18 protein-coding genes and 1 riboswitch are annotated in these 20,889 nt (G+C 73.9%); of the genes, 11 read left to right on the forward strand and 7 right to left on the reverse strand.

Annotated features, from left to right (window positions below):
• The first annotated feature begins 167 nt into the window (after positions 1-167).
• The 4 genes from ACFVU9_RS37435 (at position 168) to purB (ending at position 3,336) form a co-directional block, all read left to right on the forward strand.
• Complete coding sequence (locus ACFVU9_RS37435; RefSeq protein ID WP_380444893.1) at positions 168-923, forward strand: HipA family kinase; 756 nt, start codon at positions 168-170, stop codon at positions 921-923.
• The gene (locus ACFVU9_RS37440) at positions 920-1,306 is read left to right on the forward strand and encodes a DUF3037 domain-containing protein (protein WP_380444894.1); all 387 of its coding nucleotides are present in this window, start codon (positions 920-922) and stop codon (positions 1,304-1,306) included. Before ACFVU9_RS37435 ends, ACFVU9_RS37440 begins: the two co-directional genes overlap by 4 nt.
• A gap of 71 nt (positions 1,307-1,377) precedes the next feature.
• The gene (locus ACFVU9_RS37445; protein ID WP_380444895.1) at positions 1,378-1,833 is read left to right on the forward strand and encodes a MarR family winged helix-turn-helix transcriptional regulator; all 456 of its coding nucleotides are present in this window, start codon (positions 1,378-1,380) and stop codon (positions 1,831-1,833) included.
• 72 nt (positions 1,834-1,905) lie between these two features.
• The gene (gene purB, locus ACFVU9_RS37450; RefSeq protein WP_380444896.1) at positions 1,906-3,336 is read left to right on the forward strand and encodes an adenylosuccinate lyase; all 1,431 of its coding nucleotides are present in this window, start codon (positions 1,906-1,908) and stop codon (positions 3,334-3,336) included.
• A 7-nt stretch (positions 3,337-3,343) separates the two neighbouring features.
• Here the strand turns inward: purB and ACFVU9_RS37455 are convergent, their stop codons facing one another.
• Positions 3,344-4,876 carry a DHA2 family efflux MFS transporter permease subunit gene (locus ACFVU9_RS37455; protein WP_380505151.1) on the reverse strand — a complete coding sequence of 511 codons (1,533 nt, stop codon included), beginning with the start codon at positions 4,874-4,876 and terminating at the stop codon, positions 3,344-3,346.
• Positions 4,877-5,187: 311 nt separating this feature from the next.
• Positions 5,188-5,368, forward strand: a riboswitch (cyclic di-AMP (ydaO/yuaA leader).
• 2 nt (positions 5,369-5,370) lie between these two features.
• Here ACFVU9_RS37455 and ACFVU9_RS37460 point away from each other — a divergent pair.
• Positions 5,371-6,300: a peptidoglycan DD-metalloendopeptidase family protein gene (locus tag ACFVU9_RS37460; RefSeq protein ID WP_387601332.1), complete on the forward strand. Its 930-nt coding sequence runs from the start codon at positions 5,371-5,373 to the stop codon at positions 6,298-6,300.
• A gap of 205 nt (positions 6,301-6,505) precedes the next feature.
• On the opposite strand, the gene ACFVU9_RS37465 is transcribed toward ACFVU9_RS37460, so the two are convergent.
• Positions 6,506-7,957: a sensor histidine kinase gene (locus tag ACFVU9_RS37465; RefSeq protein ID WP_387601335.1), complete on the reverse strand. Its 1,452-nt coding sequence runs from the start codon at positions 7,955-7,957 to the stop codon at positions 6,506-6,508.
• A gap of 284 nt (positions 7,958-8,241) precedes the next feature.
• Between ACFVU9_RS37465 and ACFVU9_RS37470 the strand changes: the two genes are divergently transcribed.
• On the forward strand, positions 8,242-9,768 hold the full coding sequence (locus ACFVU9_RS37470; protein ID WP_387601337.1) for an APC family permease: 1,527 nt from the start codon (positions 8,242-8,244) through the stop codon (positions 9,766-9,768).
• 32 nt (positions 9,769-9,800) lie between these two features.
• Here ACFVU9_RS37470 and ACFVU9_RS37475 read toward each other — a convergent pair whose 3' ends face one another.
• From ACFVU9_RS37475 to ACFVU9_RS37490, 4 genes are all read right to left on the reverse strand, one after another.
• Positions 9,801-10,526: a DUF2470 domain-containing protein gene (locus ACFVU9_RS37475; RefSeq protein WP_387601340.1), complete on the reverse strand. Its 726-nt coding sequence runs from the start codon at positions 10,524-10,526 to the stop codon at positions 9,801-9,803.
• A 121-nt stretch (positions 10,527-10,647) separates the two neighbouring features.
• Positions 10,648-11,055 carry a RidA family protein gene (locus tag ACFVU9_RS37480; protein WP_380444902.1) on the reverse strand — a complete coding sequence of 136 codons (408 nt, stop codon included), beginning with the start codon at positions 11,053-11,055 and terminating at the stop codon, positions 10,648-10,650.
• Between the two features lie 32 nt (positions 11,056-11,087).
• Positions 11,088-11,837 carry an IclR family transcriptional regulator gene (locus ACFVU9_RS37485; RefSeq protein WP_380444903.1) on the reverse strand — a complete coding sequence of 250 codons (750 nt, stop codon included), beginning with the start codon at positions 11,835-11,837 and terminating at the stop codon, positions 11,088-11,090.
• Complete coding sequence (locus ACFVU9_RS37490; protein ID WP_387601344.1) at positions 11,834-13,090, reverse strand: PfkB family carbohydrate kinase; 1,257 nt, start codon at positions 13,088-13,090, stop codon at positions 11,834-11,836. The genes ACFVU9_RS37485 and ACFVU9_RS37490 overlap by 4 nt, the downstream gene beginning before the upstream one ends.
• Positions 13,091-13,323: 233 nt before the next feature.
• Between ACFVU9_RS37490 and ACFVU9_RS37495 the strand changes: the two genes are divergently transcribed.
• From ACFVU9_RS37495 to ACFVU9_RS37515, 5 genes are all read left to right on the forward strand, one after another.
• Positions 13,324-14,640 (forward strand): alanine racemase, encoded by a 1,317-nt coding sequence (locus ACFVU9_RS37495; protein WP_387601347.1) that lies wholly within the window; start codon positions 13,324-13,326, stop codon positions 14,638-14,640.
• Positions 14,640-16,271, forward strand: a complete 1,632-nt coding sequence (locus ACFVU9_RS37500) for an amidohydrolase family protein (RefSeq protein WP_387601350.1) — start codon at positions 14,640-14,642, stop codon at positions 16,269-16,271. Before ACFVU9_RS37495 ends, ACFVU9_RS37500 begins: the two co-directional genes overlap by 1 nt.
• Positions 16,268-16,900: a bifunctional 4-hydroxy-2-oxoglutarate aldolase/2-dehydro-3-deoxy-phosphogluconate aldolase gene (locus tag ACFVU9_RS37505; protein ID WP_380505175.1), complete on the forward strand. Its 633-nt coding sequence runs from the start codon at positions 16,268-16,270 to the stop codon at positions 16,898-16,900. The genes ACFVU9_RS37500 and ACFVU9_RS37505 overlap by 4 nt, the downstream gene beginning before the upstream one ends.
• Before the next feature lie 136 nt (positions 16,901-17,036).
• Positions 17,037-18,614, forward strand: a complete 1,578-nt coding sequence (locus ACFVU9_RS37510; protein ID WP_380505178.1) for an alpha-amylase family glycosyl hydrolase — start codon at positions 17,037-17,039, stop codon at positions 18,612-18,614.
• A gap of 155 nt (positions 18,615-18,769) precedes the next feature.
• Entirely contained in the window at positions 18,770-19,843 is a 1,074-nt protein-coding gene (locus ACFVU9_RS37515) for a hypothetical protein (protein ID WP_387601354.1), read from the forward strand.
• Positions 19,844-19,972: 129 nt separating this feature from the next.
• Here the strand turns inward: ACFVU9_RS37515 and ACFVU9_RS37520 are convergent, their stop codons facing one another.
• Positions 19,973-20,704 carry a (2Fe-2S)-binding protein gene (locus ACFVU9_RS37520; RefSeq protein ID WP_387601357.1) on the reverse strand — a complete coding sequence of 244 codons (732 nt, stop codon included), beginning with the start codon at positions 20,702-20,704 and terminating at the stop codon, positions 19,973-19,975.
• Positions 20,705-20,889 lie beyond the last annotated feature (185 nt).

Raw genomic sequence — 20,889 nt, forward strand, 5'->3', positions numbered from 1 at the left:
GCAGTCTGAAAATCACCCGTCACGCCCCTCTCCGCGGCCACCCCCTCCGCCACCCCCTCCCGCAGCCCGACCCTCTCGCCTGTGGGGGGAGGGGGGTGGGGAGGAGGGGGAGGCTAAGCGGGGCATGGGGTGGGACTGGGGGGTGGGGCACCGATAGGGTTGGGGGTGTGCTTCCTGAGGTGACGGCGGTCCGGTATGTGACGCCACTGCGAGAGGGCGGTTCGATGCCGGGCCTGGTCGAGGCCGACGACCGGCGGCTGTACGCGTTGAAGTGGGTCGGTGCCGCGCAGGGGCGCAAGGCGCTGGTCGCGGAGGTGCTGGCCGGTGAGCTGGGGCGGCGGCTGGGGCTGCCGGTGCCGGAGCTGGTGACCGTCGACCTGGATCCGGTGCTCGCGCGCAGCGAGCCGGATCCGCAGGTCCAGGACCAGATGCGGGCCAGTGGCGGGACCAACCTCGGCATGGCGTTCGTCAGCGGGGCGCTCAACTTCGACCCGCTGTGCTTCGAGGTCGACGCGGGCCTGGCCGGGCGGGTGCTCTGGTTCGACGCGCTCATCGGCAACGTCGACCGGTCGTGGCGGAATCCGAATCTGCTGGTCGCCACCGGCGGGCTGCGGCTGATCGACCACGGCGCGAGCCTGATCTTCCACCACAACTGGGCGGGCGCCGCCGCGTGGATCCGCCGTCCGTACGACGCCTCCGACCACGCGCTGCTGCGTTCCGGGCCGGACCTCGCGGCCGCGGACAAGGACCTCGCGCCGCTCGCCGAGGCGGCGGTCGAGCAGGCCGTGGCGCGGATCCCGGACGTCTGGCTGGTGGACGAGCCGGGCTTCGACTCGCCGGACGCGGTGCGTGCCGCGTACCGCGCCCAGCTGACCGCTCGACTGGCCGGTCCGCGCGACTGGCTGCCGGAGGTGCCCGCATGACCGTCGAACTCCACGACTACGAGTACGCCGTGATCCGCGCGGTGCCGCGGGTCGAGCGCGGCGAGTGCGTCAACGTCGGCGTGCTGCTGTACTGCCGGCAGAACGCGCACCTGGCCGCGCGCACCCACCTGGACCAGGCCCGGCTGCTGGCGCTGGACCCGGTCGCGGACGTGCACGGCGTCCGGAAGGCGCTGTACGGGATCGAGGCGGTGTGCGCGGGCGGTTCGCAGGCCGGGCCGGCGGCGTCGGACAGTCCCGGGCAGCGCTTCCGGTGGCTGACGGCGCCGCGCAGCGCGGTCGTCCAGCCGGGGCCGGTGCACACGGGGCTGACCGCGGACCCGGAGGCCGAGCTCCGGCGGTTGTTCGACCAGTTGGTGCTCTGAGCGGTTGATTCCGTGACGGTTGCCGTGGTCAAAGCTTGAGTTGCTGAAGCACTCGGCCGTACGCTGGTCCCATGGGTTCGACAGCGACGACGACCGTACCAACCAACGCCGAGCTGATGGAGGTGTTGGCCGCCGTCGGTGCCGCCTACTTCCAGGACTTCGCGGCGGCCGCGGCCCGGCACGGGCTCTCCTCCTCGCAGGCCAAGGCGCTCGGCGCGGTGCAGGAGCCGGTGCCGATGCGCGCGCTGGCCGGGCGGCTGGGCTGCGACGCCTCGAACGTCACCGGGATCGTCGACCGGCTGGAGTCGCTCGGGCTCGCCCACCGCGAGGCGGCGGCGGGCGACCGGCGGGTGAAGATCGTCGTGATCACCGAGCAGGGCCGGGACATCCTGACCCGCATCCGCGGCGAGATGGCGCGCACCCACCAGGCCTTCGAGGCGATGACGGACGAGCAGCGCGTCGCGCTGCACTCGATCTGCTCGCAGGTGCTGCCGGTGCTGGCAGGCCGGACGGGCGGCGCGCAGTAGCGCCAGGGCTCTACGGGCGTAGCGCGCCGTCGGCTGCAGTGGGCGTGACCTCGGCTGTTAGGCTTGCGAAGCGTGAGCGCGAAGCCCCAGATCCCCAATGTCCTGGCCTCCCGGTACGCCTCGGCGACCCTGGCCCAGCTCTGGTCCCCCGAGCACAAGGTGGTCCTCGAGCGCCACCTGTGGCTCGCCGTCCTGAAGGCCCAGCAGGACCTCGGCGTCGAGGTGCCGGCGAACGCCGTCGCCGACTACGAGCGGGTGATCGACCAGGTCGACCTCGGCTCGATCGCCGCCCGTGAGCGGATCACCCGCCACGACGTGAAGGCCCGCATCGAGGAGTTCAGCGAGCTCGCCGGGCACGAGCAGATCCACAAGGGCATGACCTCGCGGGACCTGACGGAGAACGTCGAGCAGCTGCAGGTCCGCCAGTCGCTGGAGCACGTGCGCGACCGCACGGTGGCCGTGCTGGTGCGCCTGGCGAGCCTGGCCGCGCAGCACTCCGAGCTGGTCATGGCCGGCCGCTCCCACAACGTCGCCGCGCAGGCCACCACGCTGGGCAAGCGCTTCGCGTCGATCACCGACGAGCTCCTGGTGGCCTTCCGCCGCCTGGAGGAGCTGATCGCCCGCTACCCGCTGCGCGGGATCAAGGGCCCGGTCGGCACCGCGCAGGACATGCTGGACCTGCTGGGTGGCGACACCGAGAAGCTGGCCGAGCTGGAGCGCCGGGTCGCCGGGCACCTCGGCTTCGAGAACGTGCTCACCAGCGTCGGCCAGGTCTACCCGCGCTCGCTGGACTTCGAGGTGCTCACCGCCCTCGTCCAGCTCGCCGCCGCGCCGTCCAGCCTGGCCAAGACCATCCGCCTGATGGCCGGCCACGAGCTCGTCACCGAGGGCTTCAAGGAGGGCCAGGTCGGCTCCTCCGCGATGCCGCACAAGATGAACACCCGCTCGTGCGAGCGCGTCAACGGCCTGGCCGTCATCCTGCGCGGCTACGCGTCGATGACCGGCGAGCTGGCCGGCGACCAGTGGAACGAGGGCGACGTCTCCTGCTCGGTGGTGCGCCGGGTCGCGCTGCCGGACGCGTTCTTCGCCTTCGACGGTCTGCTGGAGACCTTCCTGACCGTCCTCGACGAGTTCGGCGCCTTCCCGGCCGTCGTCGAGGCCGAGCTGGACCGCTACCTGCCGTTCCTCGCCACCACCAAGGTGCTGATGGGCGCGGTGCGCGCGGGCGTCGGCCGGGAGACCGGGCACGAGGTCATCAAGGAGCACGCCGTCGCCTCCGCGCTCGCGATGCGCGCCGGCGCCCGCGAGAACGAGCTGCTGGACCGCCTGGCCGCCGACGAGCGGATCCCGCTGGACCGCGCCGCGCTGGACGCGCTGCTGGCCGACCGGCTCTCGTTCACCGGCGCGGCCGGTGCGCAGGTCGCCGAGGTCGTCCGTCTGGTCGAGGCCGTCGCCGCGGCCTACCCGGAGGCGGCCAAGTATGCCCCCGGTGACATTCTCTGACGCAGCGTCAGGTTTTTGAGGGCCCTGCTGCCGGACCGGTGGCGGGGCCCTCGTGCGTGTGGACGTGGCCGGGGTCGAGGGGCGGGGTCGTGCCGCAGCACCACTCGGTGTCCGGCTCCGCGACCGGGTGGTCCTCGGGGGCCAGCACGTTGCCGCGGATGGTCGCGAACGCGGTGATCGCGCCGGCCGTCAGGAGCCCGGCGCAGATCAGCATCGCGGTGTGGAAGGCGTTGTCGACCGCGGCCGGCACCCGGTACGCGTCGCCGCTCAGGCCGGCCAGGGCCGGGAGGGCCGCGACCGCGAGCAGGCCGGCCGCGCGGGCGGCGGCGTTGTTGACCCCGCTCGCGATGCCCGCGTGCCGCACCTCGACGGCCGCGAGGACGGTCGCCGTCAGCGGAGCGACCAGCAGCGTCATGCCGCAGCCCATCACCGTGACGGCGGGCAGGACGTCCGCCCAGTAGGAGGAGCCGGCGCCGGCGCGCAGCATCAGCAGCACCCCGGCGGCGCACAGCAGCGGGCCGACGGTCAGCGGGATCCTCGGGCCGATCCGCTTGCCGAGCCGCGCGGCGCGCGAGGACAGCGCGAGCATCAGCACGGTGATCGGCACCAGGGCCAGGCCGGACACCAGCGGCGAGAAGCGGGCGACGATCTGCAGCTGGACGACCAGGAGGAAGAAGACGCCGCTGAACGCCGCGTACACGCAGAGGGTGACGAGGTTCACGGCGGTGAACAGCCGCGAGGAGAACAGCCCGAGCGGCAGCATCGGTTCGGGGGCGCGGCGTTCGACGACGATGAAGGCCGCGCCGAGCACGAGCCCGAGCACGCCGGTGACCCAGACAACGGGGGACAGGCCCTCGCCGCCCGCCGTCAGCGCGTAGGTGAAGGTGCCGAGCGCGAGGGCGGCGAGCACCGAGCCGAGCACGTCGAAGCGGCCGGTGGCGCTCTCGTCCCGGCTCTCGGGGACGTAGCGGGTGGCGACCGCGATCACGGCGGCGGCGAGCGGCAGGTTGAGCAGGAAGATCCAGCGCCAGCCGGGGCCGTCCACGAGCCAGCCGCCGACGAACGGGCCGACGGCCGCCGACACGCCGCCGAGGCCGGACCACAGGCCGACCGCGGCCGAGCGGTCGTCCGGGTGGAAGACCGCCTGGAGCATGGCGAGCGAACCGGGCGTCAGCAGCGCCCCGCCGATGCCCTGGACGGCGCGTGCGGCGATCAGCACCTGGATGTTCGGCGCGGCGGCGCAGGCCGCGGAGGCGACGGCGAACCAGACCACGCCGAGCAGGAAGACCCGGCGCCGGCCGTAGCGGTCGCCGAGCGCGCCGCCGAGCAGGATGAGCCCGGCGAGCGTCAGCAGATAGGCGTTCAGCGTCCACTGCAGGGACGCGAGGGTGGCGCCGAGGTCGGTGCCGATGCGGGGCAGGGCGACGTTCACCACGGTGCCGTCGAGCATCGCCATGCTGGAGCCGAGCACTGTTGCCAGGAGGACCCAGCGTCCCTGCGCGGTGCCCAGGCGCAAGGAGCCGGCGTTGGTTGTGGCCACGGCCCGATCCTCCGCCCGGCGGGGTGCACGTGACAAGGGTCACCGGTGGTGCGTCCGGGGGGTGCGGTGGGTGATCGCGTGGTCACGGAGGGGTCGGCTCGTCGGCGGAGGGTCGTTGATCCGCTGCGGGCAGTGAATGGATTGTGCACGCACCGTATTCCGGATCATTCGGAGCGTCATCGTCGCGGGTGGGGTTGTTGCGGGTTCAAGAGATCGACATTGCTTCACCCGGACGGATGAGTTTTAGTTCAGCGACCGACCGGCCAGCCCGGACGGATCCACCGGGTGGAACGCCGAGTCCTGCCGCTGCCCGGTGGCTCGCACTGAACTCTGTACGGCAGGAGCGGGGGACCCACAGGTAAGTCGCCGGACCGGAATTCGCGCTGTTTGCGCGGAAGTTCCAGGGCCGGCTCGGGGTGAAGCCGCGCATGCGGCCGGGCAACTCCAGCCCGAACCCGACAGCTCACCTCGCAGGCGTCGGAGAGGAAACTTCCATGCCTGCTCAGGCTCGTCGTATCACCCTGCCCCGCGCCGCCCGCATCGGCATCGCGACCGCCGTCACCGGTGTCTCCTTCGCCCTCCCGCTCGTCACCGCGATGAGCGCCCAGGCCCACACCGCCCCCGGCGCCCCCGCCGCTCCGGTCGCCGCCGCCTCGGCCCCGGCCGCTCCGGCCGCCGCCCAGGGCGACGCCTCCTACCGGGTCGTCAGCGGTGACACCCTCTCGAAGATCGCCGACGCCAAGCACGTCGAGGGCGGTTGGCAGGCGCTGTACGCGCACAACCGTTCCGTGGTCGGCGCCAACCCGAACCTGATCTTCCCGGGTCAGTCGCTCGCGATCGCGGCCCAGGCCGCCCCGGCCGCCCCGGCCGCTCCCGCTCAGAAGCCCGCCGCCCCGGCCGCCAAGCCGCAGGTGCAGGTCCAGACCGAGGCCACCACCCCGGGTGCCCAGGTGCAGGTCCAGGCCACCGTGGCCCAGCCCGCGCAGGCTCCGGCCGCCGCTCCGGTCGCCGCCGCCTCCGGCTACGTCGCCCCGCTCGCCAACCCGGTGCTCGGCGAGGCCTACGGCGTCGCCGGCGCGATGTGGGCCTCCGGCCACCACACCGGCCAGGACTTCGTCGCCTCCACCGGCACCCCGGTGCGCGCCGTCGCCAACGGCGTCGTGGTGAAGGCCGACAACGGTGGTGCCTACGGCAACGAGGTCGAGATCCAGCTCGCCGACGGCAAGTACGCGCAGTACGCGCACCTGTCCTCGATCGGCGTGACGGTCGGCCAGTCCGTGACCGTCGGCCAGCAGCTCGGCCTGTCCGGTGCCACCGGCAACGTGACCGGCCCGCACCTGCACTTCGAGATCCGCACCGGGCCGGAGTACGGCTCGGACATCGACCCGGTCGCCTACCTCCGGGCGCACGGCGTCGCGCTCTGAGCTCCCCCCTTCGGGGATGACGGACCACCGTAGGTGCGGGGCGAAACGATCGTCCGGGATGGTCATGTCGGGTGACCGCTCGACCGGGTGATCGCCGCACCGGCGGACATGGGCGCGGGACACGCCCAGACCGGCCCGGCCCACGAGGACTCCTCGTGGGCCGGGCCGGTCGCTGTTTTCCCGCCCCCCGTTCTCGTCGCGGGCCTCAGCTCCGGCCGGCGCCGGCCGGCGGGGGCGTCTCCGGCGGCGGTGTGGCCGCGCCCGGCAGCCGGACGGTCGCGACGGTGCCGCCGTCCGGGCCGGCCGGTGCGAGCGCGACCTCGCCGCCGGCCGCGCGGACCGTGCGGGCGACGATCGCCAGCCCCAGGCCGGATCCCGGCAGTTGGCGGGCGGACGGGGAGCGCCAGAAGCGGTCGAAGACGTGCGGGAGGTCCTCGGCGGCGATGCCGGGGCCCTCGTCGCGGACGGCGAGTTCGCCGTCCGCCAGCGAGACGCCGATCCGGCCGCCGGGCGGGCTGAACTTCACCGCGTTGTCCAGCAGGTTGATCACCGCGCGCTCCAGCGCGTGCGGATCGGCGCGTACGTACCAGGGCGTCAGGTCGGCGCCGAACACCAGGCCGGGGCCGCGCAGTTCGGCCCGTTCGACGGCCCGGGCGGCGATGTCGTGCAGGGCGACGACGGGCAGTGGCTTCGCGCCGCGGGCGTCGGCGGGGCGGGACAGTTCGAGCAGGTCGCCGATGAGGGTGGAGAGTTCCGTCATCTGCGCCTTCATGTTGCCGAGGATCCGGGTGAGCGTCGCCTCGGGCAGCGGGCGGCCGGACTCCTGGCTGCGGATGAGCAGGTCGACGTTGGTGCGCATGGAGGCCAGCGGGGTGCGCAGTTCGTGGCCGGCGTCGGCGATCAGCCGGGTCTGGCTGTCCAGCGAACCGGCGAGGGCGGTGCTCATCGCGTTGAAGGCCTCGCCGAAGCGGGCGATCTCGTCGTGGCCGGAGACCTCGATCGTCACGCCCGGCTCCTGGGTGCGGGCGATGTGCTGGGCCGCGCGGGTGAGGCGGTCGACCGGGCGCAGGGCGGTGCGGGCGATCCACAGGGCGCCCGCGGCGGCGAGCGCGATGACGACGGCCGCGGCGCCGGCGGTGATCAGGGCGAGCTCGGTGAGCGCGTCCTGCACCGGTTCGAGCGGCTGGGCGAGCGCCACGGCGGCGGTGGAGGCGGCGTTGTCGAACATCACCGGGCCGAAGCTGACCACGTAGACCCGCACCGGGGTGCCGTCCACGGTGCGGCCGTCGCGGAACAGCGAGGCGGCGTGCGGGCCGCTGCTCCCGCTCTGCGCGACGGGCAGGTCGTCCGGGGTGGCGACCACGGCGCGGGGGTCCTTCTGCGGACAGGAGGTGCCGTCGGCGACGATCACCGTGGGGACGGTGTCCCCCCTGGGCATCCAGGGCTGCCCGGCCGCGCCGTTGCACCAGTCGTTCAGCGCCTTGATCTGCGCGCCGCTCGGCGGCCGGTCGCCCGGCATCCACGCGTGCGACAGCGTCTGGTCGACCTGGTTGACCATCTCGTCGCGCGCGACGAACCAGCCGGCCACCGCGCAGGCCACGACCGCCAGCGAGACCGCGGCCGCGGTGAAGAGTGCGAGCCGGCCGCGGAGCGTCATCCGGCCGAACCAGTGGGCCGTGCCCGGTCTCTCCCTACCCGGTCTTTCCTTGTCCTCTGCCGTCATGGCTCCCATTCCCCCGGGTGTTCGTCCATCGTCGGGCCACGATCCACCGCGACCGTGAGACGGCGATGAGAGCCGGCTGACGTGGAGATCAAGACTGCGTCCGGTGGAGTGGCCGGAATGGTCGTTCGTTGACGATTTGTTCGGCGTGCGGGCCTTCGGCGTGCTGCGATGGCGCCGGTCGGGTGCGGTGGTCGGGTGCGGTGGTCGGAGGCGGGCGGATGGCGGTCCAGAGCGGCGGGCGGGCGGTGGAGCGTGGGGTCGACCGGCTGAAGCCGGGGTCGGTGGGGCTCGTGGGGGTGGTGTTCATGGCGGTCGCCACCGCCGCTCCGATCACCGCGATGACCGGGAACCTGCCCATCGTCGTCGGGCAGGGCAACGGGGCCGACGCGCCCGCCGCGTACGTGGTGGCGACGCTCGTGCTCACCGTGTTCTCGGTCGGGTACGTGGCGATGGCCCGGCACATCACCGCGGCCGGCGCGTTCTACGGGTACGTCTCGCACGGGCTCGGACGCGTGGTGGGGATGGCGGCCGGGCTGCTCGCGCTGCTCGCGTACGTCGCCTTCGAGGCCTCCGTCGTCGGTTTCTTCGCGTACGCGCTGCGTGGGCTGGTGCGGGCGCAGCTGGGCGTGGACCTCGGGTGGGGGTGGTACGCGGCGGCCGGGCTGCTGGTGATCGGGGTGATGGCCTGGTTCGACCTGCACCTGACCGCGCGGGTGCTCGGGGTGGCGCTGGTGCTGGAGGTCGGGGTGCTGGGGGCGGTGTCGCTCGCGGTGCTGGCGGCTGGCGGCGGGCCGGACGGGATCGTCGGCGAGGCGGTGAATCCGCTGAACGCGCTGAAGGGGGTGGGGGGTTCGGGCGCCGCGGCGGCCGGGCTCGGGCTGTTCTTCGCGTTCACGTCGTGGGTGGGGTTCGAGTCGACGGCGATGTACGGGGAGGAGTCACGCGATCCGAAGCGGGTGGTGCCGCGGGCGACGCTGGCGTCGGTGGTCGGGGTCGGGCTGTTCTACGTGTTCGTGTCCTGGATGATCGTGTCCGGCAACGGGGTGGAGCACGCGGTCGCGGTGGCGAGCGGTGCGGTGCCGGGCAAGGACGGGAACAGCCTGTTCTTCGACCCTCTGGGCGCGCACCTCGGGGCGTGGGCGGTGCGGGTGTTCCAATGGCTGGTCGTCACCGGGTCGTTCGCGTGCGCGATGGCCTTCCACCAGTGCGCGGCGCGGTACCTGTACGCGATCGGGCGGGAGCGCTTCCTGCACCCGGCGCTCGGGCGCACGCACCCGCGGCACGGTTCGCCGCACGTCGCCTCGGTGGTGCAGTCGGGGATCGCGGCGGGGCTGGTGCTCGCCTTCCTGGCGGCCGGTATGGATCCGTACCTGCACCTGTACACGCTGCTGGCGTTGCTCGGGACGATGGCGATCCTGATCGTGCAGACGCTCTGCTCGTTCGCCGTGGTGGGGTACTTCCACGTGCTGGGGAGGCACCCGGAGACCAGGCACTGGTTCCGGACGCTGACGGCGCCGGTGGCGGGCGGGGTGGCGATGGCGGGGGTGGTTGCGCTGCTGGTGGTGAACCGGGGCACCGCGGCGGGCGCGGCCGCCGGGACGCTCCTGTTCCGGCTGATCCCGTACCTGGTGATCGGTGCCTTCGCGGGCGGGATCGTGCTGGCGCTCGTCATGCGGTGGCGGCGGCCGGAGCTCTACGCGCGGATGGGGCGGATCGTGTTGGAGGATGCGGCGGAACGTGATTGACGGTCCGTCAGGTTTTTTGGGGTTGACGGTTCTCAGGTGCGGTGGGCGGGCAGCGCGTGCTGGGCGGCGGCCAGCAGGTCGTGCATGCGGTGGCCGAAGTCCTCGGTGTCGGTGGCCGGTTCGGGGAAGACCAGGCGGACGTCGCGGTGGCCGTGCGGGTGATCCAGGCGCAGTACCAGGCCGTAGCGGTCGAGGGCGAGCGGGCGCACGGCGGGGCGGCCGGCGAGGAGTGCGGGGTCGAGCAGCCGGGTGAGGACGGCGAGCGCGTCGGCGTGGTCGTCGGCGAGGTGGGTGAGCAGGCCGGCCTCGGTGCGGGCGAGCGGGTCCGCGGTGACGAGGGCGAGTTCGGCGGCGGTGACGGCGCCGGTGCCGTACGGGGTGGACAGGACGGCGTGGGCGGCGTCGACGCGCAGGTGAACGCTGAGGCCGTCGTCGGCGAGGTGCGCCAGGCGCAGCCGGCCGGCGAGCGAGAGGCGGCCGCGGACCCGGTCGCGGACGGCGACGGGGGAGACGTCGGTGACGTCGAGGACGACGGCGAGGCCGTCGGGTGCGTCGACGGCGGCGAGGGTCAGCGGGGCGTCGATGGGCGCGCGCAGCCGGAGCCGGGAGCCGTGGACCGCCACCGGGCTGGCGAGGTCGTGGTGCTCGCCGAGGGCGCGGACGGTGAGCGACGCGGTGGCCGTGAGCAGGCTGTGGACCCGCTCGGCGGTGGTGGGCTCGGCGGCCTCGTCGGCGGGGTGCTGGCGCGCGGTGGCCATGCGGACCTCCTCTTGGTTAGGTGAGCCTAACCTAAGGGTGGCGGGCGCCGGTGGCAAGCGGCGGGCCCGGACCGCGTGAAGCGTCCGAGCCCCGGCCGTCGGCCACTTCTTCCGCGGCGCGTCAGGAGACGACGGCCTGTGCGTCGATCTCGACCAGCATCGGCTCCTGCGGCAGCTCGACGAAGATCGTGGTGCGGCAGGGCTTCACGCCGCCGGGCTTGATGTTCTCCGCGATGAACTCTCCGTAGACCTCGTTCATCGGCGCGAAGTCGGCGCGCTTGGTGAGGTAGACGCGGAACATCACGACGTCCTCGATGCTCGCCCCGCCGGCCTCCACGATCGCCTTGACGTTCTCCAGCGTCCGCCGGGTCTGCGCCTTCACGTCCCCGTGGTACAGGTACTCGCCGGTGGCGGGGTCCTGCGGGCCCTGGCCGGAGACCTGGAGGATCGGGCCCTTGCGCACGCCCTGGGAGAACAGCCAGGCCGGGGCGGGGGCGCCGTCGGTGCGGATCTCGGTCTTGTCGCTCATGCTCATCCTTTGCTCATCCTTTTGACGAAGTGTCAGATCTGTTCCGGTCGACCGCAGTCGGCCGAGATGGCGCGGGTGGTGGCGAGCAACTGCGGTAGCAGGTCCAGCACTTGCTCGTACGAGAGGAGGACGTCCGGCACCGAGATCGACGCGGCGGCGACGACCCGTCCGCTCGCGTCCCGGACCGGCGCGGCCACGCAGTTGATGAAGGCCTCGTGCTCCGCGTGGTCCTGCGCCCAGCCCTGCGCGGCCACCCGCTCCAGCTCGGCGAGCAGCGCCTCGGGCGACGTGAGGGTGTTGGCCGTGTGCGGGGTGAAGTCGACGCCCGCCACGACCCGGCGCCGCTCGGGCAGCGGCAGGTCCGCGAGCAGCACCTTGGAGACGGCGGCGCTGTGCAGCGCGGCGCGCAGGCCGATCCGGGAGTACATCCTGACCGGGTGGCGGGAGTCGAACTTGTCGATGTAGACGACCTCACCGCCCTCGTACGCGGCCAGGTGGACGGTCTGGCCGGTGGCGGCGTTCAGCTCGGCCAGGTGCGGGGCGGCGATGCGGCGGATGCCGCGCTGCTCCAGGGCGAGGCCGGACAGGGCGAACAGGCCGGCGCCCAGGTGGTAGCGGTAGCCGGCGTCGCGGTAGACGAACCGTTCCGCTTCGAGGCTCTGGAGCAGCCGCAGCACGGTCGTCTTGTGCACGCCGAGCACCTCGGCCAGCTGGTCGAGGGAGCGCTCGCCCTCGCCGAGCTCGGCGAGGATGCGCAGGGCGCGGCTGACGGTCTGGCTCATCGGGCTCCGCTCGGGGTGGTCCGGCTCCGGTCCGGGGTGGTCGGGTCCGGGGTGGTCCGGTCCGGTGCGGTCCGGCTCGCCCGGGAGTCGAGCGCGGGGCTGCTGATGGCGCTCGCCGTGACGCGGGTGGCGGCCCAGGCGGCGGGGGCGGCGTCGAGCAGGGCGGCGACGACGGGCGCGGGCGGCAGCTCGGCCTGGTCGCCGTGGGCGGTGAGCGCGCAGGCCGCGCTCAGGTGGCCGAGGCGCAGCCGGCGGCGCTGGTCCAGGCCGCGGAGCGTGCCGGCGAGGTAGCCGGCCGCGAAGGCGTCGCCCGCGCCGGTGGCCTCGACGACCTCGACGGCGAGGGCGGGTTCGGTGACGGCGGAGCCGTCCCGGCCGAGCGCGGTGACGGCCCGGGCGGCGTCCTTGACGACGATGGTGGCGGGCGACGGGAAGCGGCGGCGCAGGACGGCCGGGTCGCCGGTGCCGAACGCGGCCTCGGCCTCGTCGGCGCCGAGCAGCAGGACGTCGGCGGCGTCGAGAAGCGGTGGCAGGACGGCCGGGTCGCGGTCGCGCCATAGTGCGGGGCGCCAGTTGAGGTCGAAGCTCACCAGACGGCGGGGGCTCGTGCGGGCGTTCGGGGTCTTCGGGGTGTCCGGGCTCGTCGGGTTGGTCGGGCGCGTCGGGCTCGTGGGGTTGTTCGGGCTCGTCGGGGTGTCCGGGTGGCTCGGGCGTGGGCCGACGAGCAGGGCGCGCAGGAGGGCGAGGCAGTCGTCGGAGAGCGCGGCCGTGATGCCGGACAGGTGCAGCAGCCGGGCGCCGGCCAGCAGGCGGGCGGCCGTCGGATCGTCCAGCAGGGCGGGGGAGAGTGCGGCGGCGGCCGAGCCGCGGCGGTGGTAGTGCAGGCGGCTGCGGCCCGGGCCGAGGTCGTGGTGGTGGCCGGTGGATCCGCCGACCTCCTTGAGGTAGAGGCCCGTCGGCCGGTGCGGGTCCACCGCGACGGCCGAGACGTCGACCCCGCGGGCGGCCACCTCGGCGACCAGGCGGCGGCCGAAGCCGTCGTCGCCGACCCGGCTGATCCACGCGGTGGGCACGCCGAGCGCGGCGAGGGCCCCGGCGACGTTGGACTCCGCGCCGCCGACCGACAGCCGGAAGGTGTCCACCGCCTCCAGCGGGCCCGGGCGGTCCGGCAGCAGGACGGCCATCGACTCGCCCACGCAGACGGCGGCCGGCGGGCCGGGGCGCGCCGGGCCCGGGGTGTCCTGTGGCGGCATCTGCTGGGCTCCTCGTCTGCGACTGTGCCCGGGGCGGCGGCATCGGACCGGCTCCGACGGCTTTCGACGGCCTTCGACGGCTTTCGACGGCTTTCGACGGCTGAGGTCGGTTCCGCTCACCGTGGTCCGGGGGCGGTTCCGTTGACCGTGGTCCGGCGCCGATGCTAGAACCGTGATGCCAGCATGTGCAACCCTTGTTGCGCATGTTGCAACCTGGCTGATGGAGGAAGACAGTGGGGCAGACCTTCGCACGCGGCGCATTCGCCTGCGCCGGCACCGGTCCCGGCATCGACGCCGCCGCGGTCGCGGCGCTCGCCGACGAGGTGCTGGACTGGCGGTTCAAGGCGGTCCCGGCCGACGGGCACGGCCGTACCGTCCGGGACTGGCTGGCCACCGGGCCCACCCTGAGTGGGCTCGGCACCCCGCTGCTCACCCTCGACGCCGCCGCCCTCGACCACAACCTGCGCACCATGGCCGACTGGTGCGCCAAGGCGGGTGTCGCCCTCGCCCCGCACGGCAAGACCACGATGGCGCCCGCCCTCTGGAAGGCGCAGCTGGACACCGGCAGCCACGGCATCACCCTCGCCAACCTGCCCCAGGTCCGCGTCGCCCGCGCCTTCGGCGTCCAGCGGATCCTGCTCGCCAACACCCTGCTCGACCCGGTCGGACTGCGCTGGCTCGCCGGTGAACTCGACGCCGACCCGGAGTTCGGCTTCGTCTCCTGGGTGGACGGCGTCGAGAGCGTCCAGCTGATGGACGAGGCGCTGCGTGCCGCCGGGGCCGAGCGGCCCGTCGAGGTGCTCGTCGAACTCGGCGGCCCCGGTGGGCGGACCGGCGCCCGCGGCGTCGACGCGGCCTTCGAGGTCGCCGCCGCCGTCCTGCGTGCCCCGACCCTGCGGCTGGCCGGCGTCGGCGGGTACGAGGGAGCGCTCGCCCACGATGCGACGGCCGAGAAGCTCGCCACCGTCCGCGGCTACCTCAAGGCGCTCGCCGACCTGCACGGGCGGCTCGCCCGCGCCTACCCCGACGACGCGCCGCCGATCGTCTCGGCCGGCGGCAGCGCCTACTTCGACCTGGTGGTCGAGGAGTTGGCCGCGCTGCCGGACGCGTTGACCGTGCTGCGCTCGGGCGCCTACGTCGCGCACGACGACGGCTTCTACCGCGGCATCTCGCCGCTCGTCCGGGGCGCCGGGGACGCTCCCTTCCGGGGTGCCCTGCACGGCTGGGCGCGCGTGGTCTCCCGGCCCGAAGCGCAACTCGCCCTGCTGGACGCCGGAAAGCGCGACCTGCCCTTCGACGAGGGCATGCCGGAGCCGCAACTCGTACGCGGGGGCACCGGATTGACCGACACAGTGGCCCGGATCACCGCGCTCAACGACCAGCACGCGTTCCTGCGGGACGCCGGCGACCTCGCACCCGTCGGTGCGGTGCTGCGCCTCGGCGTATCCCACCCGTGCACCGCCTTCGACAAGTGGACCGCGATCCCCGTGCTGGACTCCGCGGACGCGGCCGAGCCCAAGGTCACCGGGCTGGTCAGGACGTTCTTCTGATGAACCAGGGCGAGGGCGGGGAGCCAGGCGGGGCGGTCGTCTTCCGTGGCGCGACCGTCGTCGACGGCACCGGCGCGGAGCGCTACCGGTCCGACGTCCGGATCGCCGACGGGCTGATCACCGGGATCGGGGCCGGGCCGGACGGCGGGCGCGTCGTGGACGCCGACGGGCTCGTCCTCGCCCCCGGGTTCATCGACATGCACGCCCACTCCGACCTCGCCCTGCTGCTCGAACCCGAGCACCCGGCCAAGGTCACCCAGGGCGTCACCTGCGAGGTCCTCGGGCAGGACGGACTGTCGTACGCCCCGGTGGACGACACCACCCTGCCCGCGCTACGCCGCCAACTCGCGGGCTGGAACGGCGATCCGGCGGACCTCGACTGGGACTGGCGCGACGTCGGCGGCTACCTGGACCGCCTCGACCGCACCCGGGCCGCCGTCAACGCGTGCTACCTCGTCCCGCACGGCTCGCTGCGCATGCTCGCCATGGGCTGGGCCGACCGCGCGCCGACCCCGCTCGAACTCGACCGGATGCGCCAGGAGTTGGCGCGCGGGCTGCTGGCCGGGGCGGTCGGCATGTCCAGCGGGCTGAGCTACACGCCCGGGACGTACGCGGACACCGCCGAGCTGGTCGACCTGTGCACGGTGGTCGCGGCCTACGGAGGTTTCCACGCGCCGCACCAACGTTCCTACGGTGCGGGTGCGTTGGAGGGGTACGCGGAGATGGTGGAGATCTCCCGGCGGAGCGGGTGCGGACTGCACCTGACCCACGCGACGATGAACTTCGGCGTCAACGCGGGCCGGGCCGGGGAACTGCTGGACCTCGTCGACGCGGCGCTCGCCGACGGCGTGGACCTCACCCTGGACAGCTATCCGTACCTGCCGGGATCCACCACCCTGGCGGCCCTGCTGCCGAGTTGGGCCACCGAGGGCGGCCCGGCCGCGACCCTCGCCCGGCTCGCCGACCCGGCGGCGTGCGAGCGGATCCGGCACGCGGTGGAGGAGACGGGCAGCGACGGCTGCCACGGCGTGGTCACGGACTGGGCGACGATCCAGGTCTCGGGCGTCCGCTCGGCCGAACTGGCGGACGCGGTCGGCCGGACGGTCGCCGATCTCGCCGCCGAACGGGGGAGCGGCGGCACGGACGTCTTCCTCGACCTGTTGCGGCGGGACGAACTGGCCACGACGATCCTCCAGCACGTCGGCCACGAGGAGAACGTCCGGGCGATCATGCGCCACCCCGCGCACACCGCGGGCAGCGACGGGTTGCTGGTCGGCGCCCGTCCGCACCCGCGAGCCTGGGGCACGTTCCCGCGCTACCTCGGCCACTACGGCCGGGAGTTGGGCGTGCTCACACTGGAGGAGGCGGTGGCCCGGATGACCGGGCGGCCCGCCGCCAGGCTCGGGCTGCACCGGCGCGGCCGGATCGCGCCCGGCTACCACGCGGACCTGGTGCTCTTCGACCCCGAGCGGGTCCGCGACGCCGCCACCTTCGAGCAGCCCCGGCTGCCCGCCGAAGGCATCGAGCACGTCTACGTCAACGGCACCGCCGTCGTCCGGCAGGGCCGCACCACGGGCGCCAGGCCCGGGCGGGCCCTGCGCCGCACCGATCGAGGAGCCCGAGCCCTGTGACCTCCCCCGCGCCTTCCCCCCTCTCCGCTCTGAGCGACGACCGGGTCCTCGCCGTGGTCCGCGCGCCGCGGATCCCGGATGCCGCCGCGCTGTGCGCCGCGCTCGCCGACGGTGGCATCACCTGGACCGAATTCACGTACACCACACCGAATGTGACGGAGTGCCTGTCCGCCGCCTCCAAGGCCGGGTGGCGGGTCGGAGTGGGGACCGTCCTGACCGCGGAGCAGGCCGAACGCGGGGTCGCGGCCGGGGCGTCGTTCCTCGTCACCCCCGGCTGCCGGCCCGAGGTGGCCGCCGCCGCGCACGCCGCCGGGGTGCCGGTGGTGCTCGGCGCGCTCACCCCGACCGAGGTGGCCCACGCGGTCGACCTGGGCGCGGCGGCCGTCAAGATCTTCCCGGCGAAGGCGTTCGGGCCCGGCTACTTCAAGGACCTGCTCGGCCCGTACCCGGACGTCCCGCTGGTCGCCTCGGGCGGGGTGAACGCGGGCAACGCCGCCGCGTTCCTCGCCCACGGTGCGTTCGCGGTCTGCGCGGGCACGGACGTGGTGCCGCCGGACGCCGTCGCGGCGGGGGACTGGGCGGAGATCACGCGCCGGGCCCGGGCGTTCACGCAGGCCTGCGGACGGTAGGGCGGGGCGCGCGGTGGGCTCGCCGCCGGGGTCCCGGTCGCGAGGTCGGCGCGCTGGTGCGGCGCACTGTCGGGGCGGGCGGGATTGCGCGAGAATCGGGGGACCCGGCCCCGGACCCGGCAGGAGGACCCAGCCCATGACCTCGACCCGCCCCGGCCCCGACTGGCTGGCCGACGCCGTCCTCTACCAGATCTACCCCCAGAGCTTCGCCGACTCCGACGGCGACGGCATCGGCGACTTCGGCGGCATCGCCGAGCACCTCGACCACCTCTCCTGGCTCGGCGTCGACACGGTCTGGCTCAACCCCTGCTTCGCCTCGCCGTTCCGCGACGCCGGCTACGACATCACCGACTACTTCACCCCCGCCCCGCGCTACGGCAGCACCGACGGCCTGGTCGCCCTGGTCGAGGCCGCCCGCCGCAAGGGCATCCGGATACTGTTCGACCTGGTCGCCGGCCACACCTCCGACCGCCACCCCTGGTTCCTGGCCGCCGTCGACGACCCGGCCGACCATCGCTACATCTGGTCCGACCGGCAGACGGACGGCTTCGTCGCCTCGCCCGGCAGCCGTCCCGGCTTCTACCGGCCGAACTTCTTCGACTGCCAGCCCGCTCTCAACTTCGGTTATGCGCGCCCGAGTTCCGACGAACCCTGGCGCCAGCCGGTGGACGCGGACGGGCCGCGCGCCAACCGGGCGGCGCTGCGCGACATCATGTCCCACTGGCTCGGCCTCGGCGTGGCGGGCTTCCGCGTCGACATGGCGTACTCGCTCGTCAAGGACGACCCGGACCGGACCGAGACCGGGAAGCTCTGGACCGGCCTGCGCGACTGGCTCGACCGCACCCACCCGCAGGCCGCCCTGTTCGCCGAGTGGGGCGACCCGGCCGCCGCCCTCTCGGCCGGCTTCCACGCCGACTTCTTCCTCCACTTCGGCGGCGCCGACCGCGGCCTCCCGCTGCGATCCCTCTGGAACAACAACGGCGGCACGGTCGAGGAGTTCTGGCACCAGGACGCGTGCTACTTCGAGGCCGACGGCCGCGGCACGCCGCAGGTCTTCCTCGACGCGTGGCGCTCGGCCGCCGAGCTCACCGAGGACAGCGGCCACATCGTGCTGCCCACCGCCAACCACGACTTCTCCCGCCTTGCGACCGGTCCGCGCACCGCCGAGGAACTGCCCGCCGCCTTCGCGTTCCTGCTCACCTGGCCGACCCTGCCCGCCGTCTACTACGGCGACGAGATCGGCATGCGGTACGTGCCGGGCCTGCCCGACACCGAGGGCAGCGTGCTCGGCCCGCGCTACAACCGGGCCGGCTCGCGCACCCCGATGCAGTGGACGCCCGGCCCGACGGCCGGCTTCTCCGCCGCCGCACCCGAGCGGCTCTACCTGCCCGTCGACCCGGACCCGCACCGGCCGGACGTGCTCACCCAGCGCGCCGACCCGACCTCGCTGCTGCACACCGTCCGGCGGCTGATCGCGTTGCGGCGGGCGCACCCGGGGCTGGGTGCGTCGGGCGGGGTGGACGTGCGGTGTGCCGGGTACCCGCTGGTGTACACGCGGTCGGGGCGGTACCTGGTGGCCGTCAATCCGCGGCGGGAGCCCGGTGCGGTGCCGCTGGGGGAGGCAGTCCGGGCGCTGGACGCCCAGGGCGTGCGGGTCGTGGACGGGGAGCTGCGGGCGGACGGGTTCGGGTACGGGGTGTTCGAACTGGTGTGAGTCCGGGTGCTTCGGGGCCCGCTTCCGATCGACCTCGGATAGTTGTAAGCTACATCCATAGATGGTTGCATTTACCACCTTCATTGGTTGTATGTGCCACTTATCTCTTCACATAGCACAGTGTCACCGCGTCATCGGAGGACGGTACGAACGCCATGAGCAGCACACCCCGGAACCCCGCCGCAGCGCCCGTCCTGGGGCACTCGCTCAAGCACCTCGCCGTCCACCTGATCACCCCGCTGCTGATGTGCCTCGGCATGGCGCTCGCCTACCAGGGCGCCTTCCACCAGCCCGAACCGCACCACCTCAAGGTCGCCGTCGTCGGCACCACCCCGCAGGCGCAGGGCCTCGCGCAGGCGATCCGCGCGAAGGCCGGGGACGCCCTCGACGTCCGCACGCTGCCCGACCGCGCCGCCGCCGAGCAGCAGCTCAAGGACCGCGACCTGGTCGGCGCGTTCGTGCCGGACGCCCGCAGCCCCGAACTGATCGTCGCCAAGGGCAACTCGGACACCTCGGTCGTCGCCGCCACGGCGGTCTTCACCGGAGTCACCGACCGGCAGGGCGTCCCGCTGCACGTCACCGACCTCACGACACCCGCCAAGGGCGACCCGACCGGCCAGGGACTGTTCTTCCTCCTGGTCGCGCTGAGCATCGGCTCGTACGCGAGCGTCGCCGTGATCGGCGCGGCAGGCGCGGCGCTGGGCATGCGGATCCGGGCGCTCGTCGGCCTCGCGGTCTCGCTCGTCGTGAGCGTGATCGGGATCGTCACCGCAGGCCCGGTGTTCCACGTCGTCGACCACGACGCGGCGGCGGTGTGGGCGCTCGGCTGGCTCTACTCGGCGGGTGTGGTCTTCATCGGCATCGGTCTGCACACCTTCCTGAAGAAGTGGACCACGCTCACGATGATGGTCCTGTTCGTGATGCTCAACTTCACGACCTCCGGCGGCATCTACCGCCCCGAGCTGCAGAACGGCTTCTTCGGCACCCTGCACGGCTTCTGGACCGGCTCCGGCTTCCTGGAGGGGGCGCGCAGCATCCTCTACTTCGACGGCGGGGCCGGCCTGGGCGGGCACGTCCTGACGCTGGTGGTGTGGCTCCTGCTCGGCGGGGCGGCCATGGTGGCCGCGGCCCTGTACGAGCGGCGTGGGCGCCGTCCGCTGGAGGCCGCGCGGAGCGAGGAGGCGGACGTCGAGGCCGAGGAGGAGATGGAGGAGGCGGTCGCGGTCTGACCGTGGACGGATGAGGACTTCGCCCGGTGCCAGGGCATCGGCACCGGGCGGGGGATCGACGGCCCGCGCCCGGCCCTGGACAAGCCGGGCGTGGGCTGCTGCGTTCTCGTCGCCGTGGCCGCTATCGACTCAGGGTCTCTTGGCGGACGGCGGGCGGGTGAAGCAGCAGTCCCCGCACACGCCGGCGCCCGGGCCCACGCGGTAGTACAGGCAGCAGCTGCGGCGCCGGAACGCCGTGCCGTGCGGGCCCGTGCGGAGTGTGCCCGACCCGGCGAGTGGCGGCTGGTCCAGCAGCTCGGCGACCAACGTACGGGCGGCGTCCGGGGCGTGACCGTCCAGGACGCGCAGGGTGCCGGCGAGGGCGGACGCGGAATTGCCGAGCAGCAGTCGGGCGGAGAGCGGGACGACGGCGCGGACGGCAGCGGCGAGGGGCTCCAACTGGCCGTCGACGATGGCGTCGTGGAGTTGCTGCGGGAGCGTCCCGGTGGCAGACGGGCCCTGCGGTGTCCGCTGTGGCGTCCACAGGTCCATCGGGCCCTGGTCGGGGATCCGCATCCACGCTTCCTCCAGTGACGGCACCGCCCCGAGCAGGACGGCCGCGCCCACGCCGACCGACCAGAACCGCGCGGCCAGGCCCAGGTGCAGGATCGACGCGGCGACCCGGAGCTCGGTGGTGCCGAGCCGCCGCGCCACGACGTGCACCCGCGCCGCCAGCGGTCCGTCCGGTCCGCCGTCGTACAGCTCCCGCAGCGGCCGGTAGCCCGGCGGCGGGGTGTCGTCGGCGGAGGTGGCCGTGCCGAGGGCGAAGTACGGGCCGACGGCGGCGAGCCGGCGGAGGTCGGCGGCGGGCGCGGGGTTCACCGGCCATCCCCTGCGTGGCCGGTGAACCCCGCGCCCTGGTCGGAGGGTTCGGAGGGTTCGGAGGGTTCGGAGGGTTCGGGGTGTTCGGCGCGTGCGGCGTGATCGGCACGTACGGGGTGTGTGGCACGTTCGCCGTGCCGGTCGCCGGACGGGGTGGTGCGGGCGGTCATCGGGCGGGCCTCCGA

It is taken from the genome of Kitasatospora sp. NPDC057936 (assembly GCF_042887525.1).
GTDB lineage: Bacteria > Actinomycetota > Actinomycetes > Streptomycetales > Streptomycetaceae > Kitasatospora.